This is a genomic window from Alcanivorax sp. IL3, assembly GCF_047495465.1.
GTDB lineage: Bacteria > Pseudomonadota > Gammaproteobacteria > Pseudomonadales > Alcanivoracaceae > Alcanivorax > Alcanivorax jadensis.
Genome location: NZ_CP179931.1, coordinates 1,605,091 through 1,619,008, shown reverse-complemented (window position 1 = coordinate 1,619,008; position 13,918 = coordinate 1,605,091). Strand labels below are relative to the sequence as shown.

Genomic DNA, 13,918 nt, shown 5'->3' with positions numbered 1-13,918 from the left:
CTCATCGCGTTATTGTCTGCCTTGGATACTGGATTGCTGGCAGCGCCGCAACCGTCCGGGGCAAAAAGCATGGCAAAAGGGGCATCAACTGGTTAATTCGCAGTCAATGACTGTCTTCTGTAGTCAAGTAAGCTTATATCGGAACAATCTTGAGCCAACCGGGGCGCTGCCTCATACTATGCGCCCTTAACGCCCTGTAAACACAGCGTTTAACCCCTATTCTTCGGCAAGCGAGCCACGATCACATGACAGAGTACGTCCTGATTCTGATCAGCGCTGTGCTGGTAAACAATTTTGTCCTGGTGCAGTTCCTGGGGCTGTGTCCCTTTATGGGGGTCTCCAACAAGATCGAGACCGCCATGGGCATGTCCCTGGCGACCACCTTTGTACTGACATTATCGTCCGTGCTCGCCTACCTGACCTGGGCCTATATTCTGGTGCCCTTCGAGCTGGAGTACCTGCGCACCATCAGCTTTATTCTGGTGATCGCCGTGGCGGTACAGTTCACCGAGATGTTCGTGAAGAAGGCCAGCCCCCTGCTCTACCGGGTACTGGGGGTGTTCCTGCCGCTGATTACCTCCAACTGCGCGGTGCTGGGCGTAGCGCTGCTGAATGTACGCCAGGAAGATGCCACCTTTATGTCATCGCTCACCTACGGGCTGGGCGCAGCGCTGGGCTTTTCCCTGGTGCTGGTGCTGTTTGCCGCCATGCGTGAGCGTATTGCCGTGGCCGATGTGCCGGAAGCGTTCCGTGGTCCCAGCATCGGCCTGATCACCGCCGGCCTGATGTCGCTGGCCTTCATGGGCTTTTCCGGGCTGATCAAGTTATGACCGCTGTACTGATTGCCGTGGCCGCCCTGCTTGCCCTGGCCGCCGTGTTCGGTGCGGTGCTGGGCTTTGCCTCGGAGAAATTCAAGGTCGAGGGTGACCCCATTGTCGACCAGATCGATTCCCTGTTGCCGCAGACCCAGTGTGGCCAGTGCGGGCACCCGGGCTGTCGCCCCTACGCCGAGGCCATTGCCGAGGGCGAAGACCACAACCGCTGCCCGCCCGGCGGGCAGGACACCGTGGATTCGCTCACCGACCTGCTCGGCCGCGACGAGCTGACCCTGGATGACGAAGGCGCCGAGGATGCGGACATCCCCAAGGTGGCGTATATCCGCGAGGACGAGTGCATCGGCTGCACCAAGTGCATCCAGGCCTGCCCGGTAGATGCCATCGTCGGCGCCGCCAAGCTGATGCACACGGTAATCGTGGACGAATGCACCGGCTGCGACCTGTGCGTGGAGCCCTGCCCGGTGGACTGCATCGACATGGTGGAAGTGCAACCCACCCTGCAGACCTGGGGCTGGAACCGCCCGGCCGGTATCGGCGAGCGCCCGGACAGCCGTATTGAAGTGGTGAACCTGTGATTCGTACCCTGTTCAGTTCGCGCAGCCGCAAGGTCTACGACTTCCACGGTGGTATTCACCCACCGGAAAGGAAAGCGCTTTCCAACGGCACCGCCATTGTCCCCGGCCCGATGCCGGCGCAGCTGATACTGCCGCTGAACATGCACATCGGCGCCCCGGCCAAACCGCTGGTGGAACCCGGTGAGCGGGTACTGAAAGGCCAGATGATTGCTGAGCCCAGCGGCGCGGTAAGCGCGGCCATTCATGCCCCCACCTCCGGCACCGTCAGCGCCATCGGCCCGCGCGCCATTCAGCACCCGTCCGGGATGGATGCCATCTGTATCGTCATCGACACCGACGGCAAGGATGAATGGATCGAGCACACCGGTGTGGCCGACTACACCGAGCGCAGCCCCGGCGAACTGGTGGACACCATCCGTCATTCCGGCATCGCCGGCATGGGCGGCGCCGGCTTCCCCACCAGCATCAAGGTGAACCTGGGCGACCACCAGCGGGTGGAAGAACTGGTGATCAATGCGGTGGAATGCGAGCCCTACATCACCGCCGACGACCGCCTGATGCGCGAGCGTGCCGCCGAGATCATTGCCGGCATCAACATCCTGCAATACCTGCTGAATCCGCGCCGCACCCTGATCGGCATCGAGGACAACAAGCCCGACGCCATCTCCGCCATCAAGCGAGCCTGCAAGGGCTGCGACATCGACGTGCGGGTAGTGCCCACCAAGTACCCCTCCGGCGGCGAAAAACAGCTGATTCAGCTGCTCACCGGCAAGGAAGTGAAAAGCGGCCAGCTACCGGCAAAGGTGGGTGTGGTGTGCCAGAACGTGGGCACCGCCTACGCCATCAAGCGAGCGGTGATCGACGGCGAGCCCCTGCTCTCGCGGGTGACCACGCTCACCGGCGAAGGCGTGAGCCAGCCGGGCAATATGGAGGTGCTACTGGGCACCCCGGTACGCGATCTGCTGCTGCATGGCGGCGTAGACCCGGACAATATCGGCCGCCTGGTCATGGGCGGCCCGATGATGGGCTTCACCCTGCACAACCCGGCAGTGCCGGTGGTGAAAACCACCAACTGCATCATCGCCGCCACCCTGGAAGAACTGCCCGAGCCACCGCCGGAACAGCCCTGCATTCGCTGCGGCTCCTGTGCCGACGTGTGCCCGGCCAATCTGCTGCCCCAGCAGCTCTACTGGCACGCCAAGAACGACGACCTGGAAAAGGCCCAGCACCATAACCTGATGGACTGCATCGAGTGCGGCGCCTGTGCCTATGTGTGCCCCAGCCATATCCCGCTGGTGCAGTACTACCGCTATGCCAAGGCAGAAGTGCGCCAACAGGCAGCGGAACAGGTAAAAGCCGACAAGGCCCGCCAGCGCTTTGAAGCCCGCCAGGCCCGCATCGAAGCGGAAAAGGCCGAGAAAGAAGCCCGTCGTCAGGCGCGGCTGGAAGCCAACCGCAAGAAGAAGACCGAGACAGCCAGTGTCCCCGCCGTGCATACAGCGGCCCTCAAGCAGGCCTCCCTGGACGCCTCCAAGGCCTATAAGGCTGCCGTGAAAGCGGCTAAAGCCGCCGAGGCGGAAGGCGCCGACAACATCGATGAACTGAAAGCCGAAGTGGATCGCCTGAAAGCCGAGGCCGACAAGGCCAAGGCCGCCGTGCGTGACGCCAAGGATGCGGGCCCCGCCGCCGCACCGGCAGAAGACCTGGTAGGCAATCTGAAGAAGCAGGTTGGCGAGGCGTCCACTGCCTACAAAACGGCGGTGAAAGCCGCCAAGGAAGCGGAAGCCAATGGCGACGACAACGCCGCCGAGCTACGCGCCAAAGCCGATGAGCTCAAGGCCGCCGCCGACAAACTCAAGGCGGAACTGCGTGACGCCAAGGCCAGCGCCCCCGCCACCCCGGCAGCAGCGCCCCAGGCTGACCCGGTGGCAGACCTGAAGAAACAGGTGGGTGACGCCTCTTCCGCCTACAAGGCAGCGGTGAAAGCGGCCAAGGAAGCGGAAGAAAACGGCGCCGACAACGCTGCCGAACTCCGCAGCCAGGCGGACGAACTGAAAGCCAGGGCGGACCAGCTCAAGGCCGACCTGCGCGACGCCAAGGCCAATGCGCCGGCCACGCCTACCCCGGCACTTGCCGCAGCACCAGCCGACCCGCTGGCCGACCTGAAGAAGAAAGTGGGCGAGGTCTCCTCCACCTACAAGGCCGCCGTCAAAGCCGCCAAAGAGGCCGACGAGAACGGGGCCGACAACGCTGCCGAATTGCGCGCCGAAGCGGATCGCCTGAAAACCGAGGCCGATCAATGGAAAGCCGAACTGCGCGAGGCCAAAGCCTCTGCCCCGGCTCCGGCGACCCCCAAGACACCGCCGGCCCCCACGGATACCCCCAAGGCCCCGGAAACCGAAGCCCCGCAGGCTCTGAAGGCAGTGGATCCAGAGGTGGCCGCCAAGCGCCAGAAGCGCCTCAAGGCCCTGAAGACCGCCTACAACATGGCCCACAAGCAGTACAAGGAAGCCCACGCGGCCCTGGAGCGCGGCGAGCGTAACGGCGATATTCCCGCCGAAGAACTCAATGCCATGGAACGGAAAGTGGACAAGCTGAAAGGCAAGGCCGACGTGGCCCGCGATGCCCTGGACGCGCTGGTGGAAGAAGCCAAGGCAGACATCCGCGCCCACACCGGCAAGGATCTGAAAACCCTCAAGCTGGAAGCCGCCCGGGCAGAAAGTGCCCTGGCCGACAAACAGCGCGAGCTTGAGCAACAGCGGGACAGCGCCTCGGAAGTCAATCTGGAAGCCCTCAGTTCCGAATTACAGGCCCTGGAGGCGGAAGCCCAGATCGCCCGCATGGCGCTCAAGCAGGCGGTAGAAGAACAAGGACTGCAAGACTGATGGCACTGATCTCTTCAACCTCGCCCCACACCACGGTGAGCAACAACACCGGCGCCTTTATGCGCCAGGTGATTTACGCCACCCTGCCCGGTCTGGCGGTGCTGACCTGGCAGTTCGGCTGGGGCACAGTCATCAATGTGCTGTGGGCCGTGGTGGTGGCGCTGGTCAGTGAGGCGCTGATCCTGAAAGCCCGCGGTCGCCCGGTGGCCTTCTACCTGAAGGACTACAGTGCGGTGCTCACCGCCGTGCTACTGGCCCTGGCGCTGCCGCCCACCTCCCCCTGGTGGCTGACCCTGATCGGGGTGGGCTTTGCCATTATTGTTGCCAAGCAGCTCTACGGTGGCTTGGGCATGAACCCGTTCAACCCGGCCATGGTCGGCTATGTGCTGCTGCTGATTTCTTTCCCGGTGGCCATGACCCAGTGGATTGCGCCGGGCGAAGCGCCCAGCCTGGCGCAAAGCTGGCAACTGTTTACCGGCCAGTTGCCGGTGGATGGCCTGAGCGGCGCCACGCCCCTGGATACCTTCCGTACCTGGGCCGGCAATGACAGCGAGCTGGCCAGCCACGGCATCCTGCATGGTCAGTTTGCCGGTCTCGGCTGGGAATGGGTCAATCTGGCCTTTTTGCTGGGTGGCCTTTATCTGATCAGCCGCAAGATCATTACCTGGCATATCCCGGCGGGTTTTCTGGTCGGCCTGGCCCTGCCCGCCCTGATTGCCTGGCTGATCGACCCGGTGCGGTTTTCCGACCCGGTGTTCCAGATATTCTCCGGCGGTGCCATGCTCGGCGCCTTCTTTATCGCCACCGACCCGGTGAGTGCTGCCACCAGCCGCAGCGGCCGGTTGATCTATGCGGCACTGATCGGCGTGCTGATCTGGGTGATCCGCAGCTTCGGCGGCTACCCGGATGCCGTGGCGTTCTCGGTGCTGTTACTGAATTTGTGCGCGCCCTTTATCGATTACTACACCCAGCCACGCACCTACGGGCACAACAAGGCGAACCGGGGCACTAACAGCGCCAAACAAGGGGGTGGCTCATGATGCGCCAGGCCATCTCCCGGAATATGGTGATCCTCAGCGTGTTCGCCATCGGTACCGCCGCTACCCTGGCGATCACCAACGAGCTGACCATCGGCAAGGTAGAGTGCAACAAGCAGGCCGCATTGATGGCATCGCTCAACGAAGTGATGCCCCACGAGCAGCACGATAATGATCTGCTCGCCGACCGTCTTACCGTCAGCGACCCGCTGCTGGGTCGCAACGGCCACCATGTCTACCGGGCGCGTCTTGATGGCGAGCCCAATGGGGCCGTACTGGAAGCCACCGCCCCGGACGGTTACGGTGGCAATATTGCCCTGATCGTAGGCGTGGATACACAAGGCAAGGTTCAGGGGGTGCGCGTCGTGCCACCGCACAATGAGACCCCGGGGCTCGGCGATAAAATCGAAACCAAAAAATCCGACTGGATTTATGGTTTCAATGGCCTGTCTCTGGGCAACCCTGCCAGTGACGGCTGGGCGGTGAAAAAGGATGGCGGCCAGTTCGACAGCTTTACTGGCGCCACCATTACCCCCCGTGCTGTGGTGGGGGCCGTGCACCGTGCCCTGCAATATTTCGACGCCAACCGCGACGCTGTGTTCAGCACCCCGGCGGAAGCGGTATCGGTGGAGAGTTGTGATGAGTGATGCGAACTACAAAAAGATCATGGGCCAGTTCCCGATAGGATTTACTCATTCAGCGGCAAGCAGAGCTCGCAGAGTAAGGCATTTCGTCGCAGGCATAGTGGGCCTATTCCAAGACGAAATAACACAGCTATGCGAGCTCTGCTTGTCGCCCTTCGGGTCATCTCCAAAATGGCCCACTGCTTCGTTGTTTCCTCTCGAAAGAGGCCCACTCTTCCTTCAAGAAAACGCCTCACATTGGACCATTTTGGAGGTGACTGAATGAGTAAATCCTATCGGGAACTGGCCTTGGACGGGCTGTGGAACAACAACCCGGCCACCGTGCAGATTCTCGGCCTGTGCCCGCTGCTGGCGGTGACCGGCACCGTGGTCAACGCCCTGGGCCTGGGCCTGGCCACCCTGGTGGTGCTGATGGGCTCCAACATCTGCGTGTCGCTGATTCGTCAGTACGTGACCGATGCGGTACGCCTGCCCGCTTTCGTGATGATCATCGCCGCCATGGTGACGGTGATTGAAATGCTGATGCAGGCGTTCACCTTCGAGCTCTACGAAATCCTCGGTATCTTCATTCCACTGATCGTCACCAACTGCACCGTGCTGGGCCGTGCCGACGCCTTTGCCAGCAAGAACCCGGTGCTGCCGGCGGCGCTGGACGGTTTCATGATGGGGCTGGGTTTTCTGGTGATCCTGCTGATTCTCGGCGGCATGCGTGAGCTGATCGGTCTGGGCACCCTGTTCACCAACATGCAGTTGCTGTTTGGCCCCATGGCGGAAGACTGGCAGATTCAGGTGGTAGAAAACTACGGCGGCTTCCTGTTCGCCATCCTGCCCCCGGGAGCCTTCGTGGGCCTGGGCCTGATCATCGCCGGCAAGAACGTGATCGACAAGCGCCTCAAGGCCATCCAGAAAGCCAGGGCCTCCGACGAACCCAAGGTCAGCCGGCGGGTGCGTACCACCGGCAAAGTCAGTTAATACCTTCATCGCATCATGGTGGATAACGCCTATCGGCTAATCCACCCTACCCATCTCCCCCGAAGGAGCACCGCTGGCGGCGCGATAACCTGAACGACGGATTTACCACAGAAGGCACAGAACACACAGAGAAAAAACGTCTTTCCTCAGTGATCTCTGTGTCCTCGGTGGTGAAAAAGTTTTTGATCCTGGTTTTTTATCGCGCCGCCAGCGACGCTCCTACGGTAACGCCATTCGCGGCTCAAGCGCCGCTCCTACAGCACCAACCCCGCCATCAACAACGACACCGCCACCAGCTCATGTGGCAGAAACACATGTCGCCAGCGCAGAATTCGCAGCAGCTCTGCCAGGCCGCCGCTCTTGCGGCTGCGGTCCCAGCTGGCGGCGGTCTGGAATGGGGCGATGTCGTCCACTTCGCCACGAAAATAGGCTTCAATCTTTTCGATACGCGCAAAGTGCGCCGACTGAAACGCCTTCCAGTGCCCTTCCACCAACCAAAACAACAAACTGCCCAGCACACCCACCCACAATAGCGCCGGGCGATCGAAGAACGCGCCGGAGCCAGCCAGAATTCCGGCCAGAGTGACGCTCCAGGCCTTGATCGTGAGCGACTTCTGATCGAAGGCATCAATCAGATTGGTAAGATGAAAATATTCCGCTTGTAGCTGTGTATCCAGCATTGTTGTTCCCCGTTCCCCAAAGATCAGATGGTCTGATAAAACGGCATCATTTAACCCGATTCATTGCCGGCAAACAAAAACCTATAGTGCCCCCATCAACCAGGGAGCGAATCATGGCATCCACATCAGATCATCATGTGCTATCACGGCAAGGGCTGCCGGAAGAGGTGCGCAGCAGACTGATCACATTGCCTCGCGACGAATGGCGGGAGCATGAGAATTACCTGATCAGCAACGCCCGCCCCTTGCAGCGCAACCACAACAGCCTGAAGCGACAGGCCCGCCATTACCACGCCAGCCTTGAGCAGGTACTGAACCAGCGCGAATCAGCCAGTGCATACACGGATGGAATGATAGAGGTGGAGCGGGTCGGCAAAAGCCTGCTACGCAATCTGCACAGCCATCATGGCTACGAGGACAGCAGCGTGTTCCCGGTACTGCGCCGCGACCATCCCAGACTAACCGTTGGCTTCGATCTTCTTGAGCAGGATCACGGGGTACTGGAGGCCAGTCTGGAAGAGCTGGATAGCAATTTGCGCCGTTTTGCACAAAAAAAACCGGCAACCCAGGTGATTAGCGAAGCCCACGCCCAGGCTGACAAACTGATCCGGCTGCTGCACCGGCATATGGACGATGAAGAAGAGATCATCATGCCCATTTATTTGCTGTACATGTAATTTTTTGCGCTCTATTGAACGGCATAATTCACATTCTTTTGCACTTGTTGTGCGCCAGGCAGCGAACATTATGGCCATTACAGGATCATAATAGGCACAACCAACAAATAAGGAGTGAGCCATGAAAAGCGCAGCAGTTGCCGCCCTGGGTATCGTAGGGGCCGTGGCCATCGCCGGTGTCGGCTATGGGGCTTACCAGGCCATAACCCCGGCTACCTCAGGCTATGCCCAGGTAGTGAATGTGGACCCGATTGTGAAAACCTGGCAGGAACCCCGTGAGGTTTGTCAGCAAGTCACCGTGGAACGCAAGAAACCGGTTAAAGACCAGCATCGGGTTACCGGTAGTGTTGTCGGTGCCGTGGTCGGCGGTGTGATCGGCCACCAGTTTGGCGGCGGTAGTGGTAAAGATGCGGCCACCGCAGGTGGTGCCATTGCCGGTGGTGTGGCAGGTAATCAGATCCAGAAAGGCATGCAGGAAAAAAACACCTACACCACCACGGAACAACGCTGTAACACCGTGATGGAAGACAAGAGTCGCACAGAAGGTTACGACGTGACCTATGTCTTCAATGATCAGGAAGACACCATTCGCATGGACAAGAGGCCCGGCGAGCGGTTGCGTATCGAAGAGGGGGAAGTGGTTACCCAGTAACTGGAAGCAGTTGCGAAGAGCGAAAGGCCAAACCGGTTTGCTCTTCGAAACTCGTTACTCGTCACTCGCTTGAGCCCTTTCTGCAGTCGCGCACGCAGCTCATAGCAAACAACGTCCGCATTGCCCCTAGCCCGATAGCACAGACACGAACGTCTGGATGATCGTCGCGTTGGCAATATCCACAATAAAGCCCCCTACCACCGGCACGATGATAAACGCCAGCGGCGACGGGCCATGATGTTGGGTCACCGCCTGGATGTTGGCCACCGCTGTAGGCGTAGCCCCCATGGCAAAGCCGCAGTGGCCAGCACAGAGGACGGCCGAATCATAGTTGCGCCCCATCAGCCGGAAGGTCACCAGGGTAATGAACGCCAGCGCCAACCCCACCTGCACCAGCAGCATGGCCAGCATGGGCAGTGCCAGATCCACCAGTTGTAACAATTGCAGACTCATTAACGTGATCGCCAGAAAAATCCCCAGCGCCGTGTTACCCACCACATCAATGGTGGCATCGTTGACCTGCCACAGGCGACGCGCCGTGTTACCCAGCACAATGCAGACAAACAGCACCCATACAAAGGTAGGCAACCGGAACACGGAAGCAAACTCTTCCGCCGCCACCGCGCCGACCACCACACCCACTGACAGCAACATCAGGATGCGGATCACGCTGGCGGCGGAAATCGGGCGAGGTGTTTCCGCTTCGTCATGCTCGACATCTTCCACCGCCGCACCATGGGCCGGTGCGGCAAGCCGGTAGCGACGAATCAGGAACATAGCCAGTGGCCCGCCCAGCAGCGCCCCGAATATCAGACCGAAAGTGGCAGACGCCGCTGCCAGCTCACTCACGCCGGTAAGACCGAAATCCCGTTCGAAGACCCCCGCCCAGGCGGCCCCCGTGCCGTGGCCACCGGTCATGGTCACCGAGCCGCCAATCAGGCCATACCAGGCATCCAGCCCCATCAGCTTGGCCATCATCACACCGACCAGATCCTGCAGTGCCACCAGCACGATCACCAGCATCGCGAACAGCAGCATGGCCCAGCCGCCCCGGCGCAACAGGCGAAAGTCTGCGGCCAGGCCCACGGCACCGAAGAAAAACAGCATGGCCGGCGTCTTGATGCTTTCATCAAAGGTCAGGCTGATACCGGATACCTGCATCAGAGTGACAACGATGGTGGCCAGCAAACCGCCCACCACCGGCTCGGGCATGTTCAGCCGAGCCAGCAAGTCCACCTTGTGAACGATCCACTGACCGGCGCCCAGCACCAACAATGCGACCATGAGGGTTTCCATGGCGGAAAACTGCATCCCTTTCTCCTTGTTGGCGGCTGGGGCTTCCCCCTCACAGCCACCGATTTGATCCGTTATACTGCCCGCGACAACGGGAAGCTGTTATGAATCGCGAAAAACGAACTGAAATCTTTACCCGTCTACGGGATCAGAACCCCCACCCCACCACCGAGCTGGAATACAGCAGCGATTTCGAGTTGCTGGTGGCCGTGGTGCTGTCTGCCCAGGCCACAGACGTGGGCGTGAACAAGGCCACCGCCAGACTCTATCCGGTGGCCAATACGCCAGAGGCGATCTTCGCCCTGGGAGTCGACGGGCTTAAAGAGTACATCAAGACCATCGGCCTGTTTAATTCCAAGGCCGAAAACATCATTCAGCTGTGTAAAATTCTCGTCGAGCATCATGATAGCCAGGTGCCACGTACCCGCGAAGCCCTGGAAGCCCTGCCCGGTGTGGGTCGCAAAACCGCCAATGTGGTGCTCAATACGGCCTATGGCCTGCCCACCATGGCGGTGGATACACATATCTTCCGGGTGTCCAACCGCACCCGGATTGCACCGGGCAAGAATGTGCTGGAAGTGGAAAAACGGCTGGTTCGACTGGTGCCGGAGGAATTCCTGCGCGATGCCCACCATTGGCTGATCCTGCACGGCCGCTATGTGTGTATGGCCCGCAAGCCCAAGTGTGGCGAATGCCTGATCGCAGACCTGTGCGAATTCCCGCCGAGCCAGCGGCCAGCATGAGTGGTAATTGAGCGCCCTGCTCTACGTTGCTACTCTGAAGTATCTCAGTTTGGTAACGAAGGGACGCGACATGAAACACACGATCCTGCTGGCAACACTGCTGGGCCTGTGCGCCCCGGTTCTGGCCGGCGACCTGAAGCCTGGCCTGTGGCAGATCAATACCACCATGGAAGGCGACAATCTGCCCCCGCAGATGCGGGCTCATACCCAGCAGCAGTGCCTCAGCCCTGAAGAGGCCGAGGATGTGGTCAGTGCCCTGCAAGAGAGCTGGAACGCGGATGAATGTGACCTTGGGAAGGTGGATCGCAGCGGAGACAATCTGACCTGGGAAGCCAGTTGCAACCAGAACGGCATGCAGAGCACCATGAAAGGTTCGGTGACACTGCATAGCGATACCCATTACACCAGCACCATCGACATGACCATGCCGAGCCACAAGATGGTGTCGAAGAGCGAAGGAAAATGGGCCAGTTCGGATTGTCCTGGATAAGGATTGGCGGTTCGCCTTGCGAGCAAGGCTCCAACGAAATCATCACCTACCACTTAACCGTTGGAGCTATGCTCGCATGGCGAAAGGGCTTAGCCCGGTAGTCATACCGGTCATCCACCCTTCGCCATGCGAGCATAGCTCCAACAGCGCAGCGAGGTGCTTCAGATCTCTCCAGCAAACACCTTCTCAAAAAACGCCAGCACTCGCTGCCAGCTGTCTTCCGATGCACCCGCATCGAATTTTGAACGCAGCGGCGGTAATGGCCCCAGCTTCTTGAAGGTAAAGGTCTGGTGGTCATTCATGAAGGAATGGCCCACGTCTTCATAGGTCTTAATATCGTGGGGCACACCCAGCGCATCCATGTGCTTTGCCAGACGATCACCATGATCGCCATAGATCATGTCCGTGCGCCCCCAGCCACCCACAGCCGGGCAGATGCCGCTCACCTCTTTCACGTTTTTGGGCATGCCACCATAGAAAGGCGCCACCACCTGCACCGGTGCCTGGCTGGCGTAGAGCACCGCAAAGCGACCGCCCATGCAGAAGCCCATAACACCCACCTGGGTCACCGCTTCTTCGCTCTGGTTCAGCAACCATTCACGGCAGGCTTCCAGTTGCTCGAAGGTCTGCCCCTTGCCGGTTTCATGAGCTTTCAGGGTTTTCACTACGCACAGGGCCTTGCTGCCCGGCAGATCGTAGAGATCCGGCACCAGCACCGGATAACCATTATCCGCCAACCGCTGGGCAATGCGTTCGATATCCTCGGTGTAGCCAAAAATGTCATGAATGGCGATCACCGCCGCCTTGTGAGGATTGGCCGTTTTCGGGCGCAGCCAACGGGCACGCATGGTGTGACCGCCGGGAATGGGAATGCCTACAGGTTGGTTGGACATGAGAAACCCAATTGATAGTTGATAATGAATAATTGATAACGAAGCAGTGAGGCTACTACCACCGGTCAGGGTTTCCCCTATCCAACCGGGCCACTTCCAACCCAGTTATCAACTATCAATTCTCAATTATCAATTGCTTTTCATTTTTCCTGCATGGCCACCAGCCGCGCTTCCTGCAGGGCGGCGGTGCGGTGTTTGGTGGCTTCGCGGTATTCCGGATCGGCCAGCATGGAGGCAAAGGCCTGTTTGGAGGGGTAACGTACCAGCAGCACGTCGTCCCACTTCTCTGCGTCCGGGGCAATCACGCCGGCCAGGGCCTTGCCCTTCCAGACCAGCTCGCCGCCGACACCGCGAACCTTGCCGAAGGCCACGTCGGAATATTTCTGGTAGGCCTCGCGGCCGCTGTAATCCGCTTCGCCATCCTTGTACCGCGCGGTCTTGTTAAAGCGAAGCAGATTCAGCATGACGATGGGGGTATCGTCCGGCAGGGATGCCAGTATATCGGGCAGGGTCTGGGGATTCGGGTCGATGACCGGTTTCTCTGACATGGTGACTCCGTTTGGTTTTTTATCAGCAAGGCGAAGGGTTCGATCACCACCTTGCCGCCGTGTCAGGCAGAAAGACAGGGCCGATAACGACACCCTGAACGCCAAAGCGGTCACAGCACTGTCAGGGCAATCTGCTCCGCGGCACAGAGACTTTCCAGGTCATCCAGACTCTGCGTCGGAAAGCGCAGTGTCATCGCCACTGATTGGCTGTAATGCACGTCCAGCACCTCTGCCGCATTCTGCTCCGCCCAGTGACGAAGGCGCTGCTCCAGAGGGAAGCCCATCTCCAGCCGGCAGGTGAGCTGCGGCACACTCTCCACCCTTTCCACTTCCGCCAGCACCGCTTCTGCCGCTGCCGCGTAGGCGCGGACCAGACCGCCCGCCCCCAGCTTCACGCCACCAAAATAACGGCTCACCACCACCAGCACATCACTCATGCCCTTGTGCTGGATCACATTGAAAATGGGTTTGCCGGCGGTGCCCGAAGGCTCGCCATCGTCATTCATGGCGGCCTGGGCAGAAGCCGGGTTGCCAAGCAGGTAGGCGTAGCAATGGTGGCTGGCATCCGGGTAACGGGCCCTGGCCTCGTCGATCACCGCCATGGCCTGTTCGCGGCTGGCTACCGGGCGCAGCCAGGTGATGAAACGACTTTTGTTGATCAGTAGTTCCCGGTCAACGGGAGCGGCGGGAACGGGATAACCTTTGATGGCAAACTCCGGGTTGATCACTGGCGGGGAGCCGCTATGGTAAGGTAATTGCCGTCTTTATCCGAATACGCGACTTGCCATGACCGATCCCCTCAGCCAAGACGATGACAGCCTGCGCCGCCGCAAGCGGCTGGCCATCGGTGTTGCCCTGCCCGTCACAGGTGTGATTTTCGCACCGCTGCTGTGGGCCCTGTACCAGGATGGCAGTATTTTCTTCTTTACGCTTTGTGCCCTGCTATGGCTGGGCGCCGGGCGATTCATCTATCACCTGTTGGCGCCCTGATCT

16 protein-coding genes are annotated in these 13,918 nt (G+C 60.1%); 11 read left to right on the top strand and 5 right to left on the bottom strand.

The window, feature by feature from the left end:
- Positions 1–245 precede the first annotated feature (245 nt).
- The 6 genes from rsxA to ACMG4M_RS07555 all read left to right on the top strand — a co-directional run bounded on the left by rsxA (position 246) and on the right by ACMG4M_RS07555 (position 6,949).
- Positions 246–830: an electron transport complex subunit RsxA gene (gene rsxA, locus ACMG4M_RS07580; RefSeq protein ID WP_035250378.1), complete on the top strand. Its 585-nt coding sequence runs from the start codon at positions 246–248 to the stop codon at positions 828–830.
- Positions 827–1,411, top strand: coding sequence for an electron transport complex subunit RsxB (rsxB, locus tag ACMG4M_RS07575; protein WP_035250376.1), 585 nt, complete (start codon positions 827–829; stop codon positions 1,409–1,411). The genes rsxA and rsxB overlap by 4 nt, the downstream gene beginning before the upstream one ends.
- Positions 1,408–4,296 carry an electron transport complex subunit RsxC gene (gene rsxC, locus ACMG4M_RS07570; protein WP_414431064.1) on the top strand — a complete coding sequence of 963 codons (2,889 nt, stop codon included), beginning with the start codon at positions 1,408–1,410 and terminating at the stop codon, positions 4,294–4,296. Before rsxB ends, rsxC begins: the two co-directional genes overlap by 4 nt.
- On the top strand, positions 4,296–5,336 hold the full coding sequence (gene rsxD / locus ACMG4M_RS07565; protein ID WP_414431063.1) for an electron transport complex subunit RsxD: 1,041 nt from the start codon (positions 4,296–4,298) through the stop codon (positions 5,334–5,336). Before rsxC ends, rsxD begins: the two co-directional genes overlap by 1 nt.
- Complete coding sequence (gene rsxG / locus ACMG4M_RS07560; RefSeq protein ID WP_414431062.1) at positions 5,333–5,980, top strand: electron transport complex subunit RsxG; 648 nt, start codon at positions 5,333–5,335, stop codon at positions 5,978–5,980. Before rsxD ends, rsxG begins: the two co-directional genes overlap by 4 nt.
- 258 nt (positions 5,981–6,238) lie before the next feature.
- On the top strand, positions 6,239–6,949 hold the full coding sequence (locus ACMG4M_RS07555; protein WP_414431061.1) for an electron transport complex subunit E: 711 nt from the start codon (positions 6,239–6,241) through the stop codon (positions 6,947–6,949).
- Between the two features lie 254 nt (positions 6,950–7,203).
- Here the strand turns inward: ACMG4M_RS07555 and ACMG4M_RS07550 are convergent, their stop codons facing one another.
- Positions 7,204–7,629, bottom strand: coding sequence for a hypothetical protein (locus tag ACMG4M_RS07550; RefSeq protein ID WP_414431060.1), 426 nt, complete (start codon positions 7,627–7,629; stop codon positions 7,204–7,206).
- A 113-nt stretch (positions 7,630–7,742) separates the two neighbouring features.
- Between ACMG4M_RS07550 and ACMG4M_RS07545 the strand changes: the two genes are divergently transcribed.
- Both ACMG4M_RS07545 and ACMG4M_RS07540 read left to right on the top strand, forming a co-directional pair.
- Entirely contained in the window at positions 7,743–8,306 is a 564-nt protein-coding gene (locus ACMG4M_RS07545) for a hemerythrin domain-containing protein (RefSeq protein WP_414431059.1), read from the top strand.
- A 121-nt stretch (positions 8,307–8,427) separates the two neighbouring features.
- Entirely contained in the window at positions 8,428–8,958 is a 531-nt protein-coding gene (locus tag ACMG4M_RS07540) for a glycine zipper 2TM domain-containing protein (protein WP_273009059.1), read from the top strand.
- A 126-nt stretch (positions 8,959–9,084) separates the two neighbouring features.
- Here ACMG4M_RS07540 and gltS read toward each other — a convergent pair whose 3' ends face one another.
- Complete coding sequence (gene gltS / locus ACMG4M_RS07535) at positions 9,085–10,269, bottom strand: sodium/glutamate symporter (protein ID WP_335627509.1); 1,185 nt, start codon at positions 10,267–10,269, stop codon at positions 9,085–9,087.
- Positions 10,270–10,355: 86 nt separating this feature from the next.
- Between gltS and nth the strand changes: the two genes are divergently transcribed.
- Together nth and ACMG4M_RS07525 are read left to right on the top strand one after the other, a co-directional pair.
- The gene (gene nth, locus ACMG4M_RS07530; RefSeq protein WP_272962479.1) at positions 10,356–10,994 is read left to right on the top strand and encodes an endonuclease III; all 639 of its coding nucleotides are present in this window, start codon (positions 10,356–10,358) and stop codon (positions 10,992–10,994) included.
- Positions 10,995–11,064: 70 nt separating this feature from the next.
- Positions 11,065–11,484 (top strand): DUF3617 domain-containing protein, encoded by a 420-nt coding sequence (locus tag ACMG4M_RS07525; RefSeq protein ID WP_035250350.1) that lies wholly within the window; start codon positions 11,065–11,067, stop codon positions 11,482–11,484.
- 161 nt (positions 11,485–11,645) lie between these two features.
- On the opposite strand, the gene ACMG4M_RS07520 is transcribed toward ACMG4M_RS07525, so the two are convergent.
- From ACMG4M_RS07520 to ACMG4M_RS07510, 3 genes are all read right to left on the bottom strand, one after another.
- Positions 11,646–12,377 (bottom strand): dienelactone hydrolase family protein, encoded by a 732-nt coding sequence (locus tag ACMG4M_RS07520; RefSeq protein WP_035250347.1) that lies wholly within the window; start codon positions 12,375–12,377, stop codon positions 11,646–11,648.
- Between the two features lie 140 nt (positions 12,378–12,517).
- A complete protein-coding gene (locus ACMG4M_RS07515) occupies positions 12,518–12,925 on the bottom strand; it encodes a DUF1330 domain-containing protein (protein WP_414431058.1) in 408 nt (135 codons plus the stop codon).
- 110 nt (positions 12,926–13,035) lie between these two features.
- Positions 13,036–13,653 (bottom strand): IMPACT family protein, encoded by a 618-nt coding sequence (locus ACMG4M_RS07510; RefSeq protein WP_156964922.1) that lies wholly within the window; start codon positions 13,651–13,653, stop codon positions 13,036–13,038.
- A 58-nt stretch (positions 13,654–13,711) separates the two neighbouring features.
- Between ACMG4M_RS07510 and ACMG4M_RS07505 the strand changes: the two genes are divergently transcribed.
- Positions 13,712–13,915 carry a hypothetical protein gene (locus ACMG4M_RS07505; protein ID WP_035250342.1) on the top strand — a complete coding sequence of 68 codons (204 nt, stop codon included), beginning with the start codon at positions 13,712–13,714 and terminating at the stop codon, positions 13,913–13,915.
- The last annotated feature ends 3 nt before the right edge of the window (positions 13,916–13,918 follow it).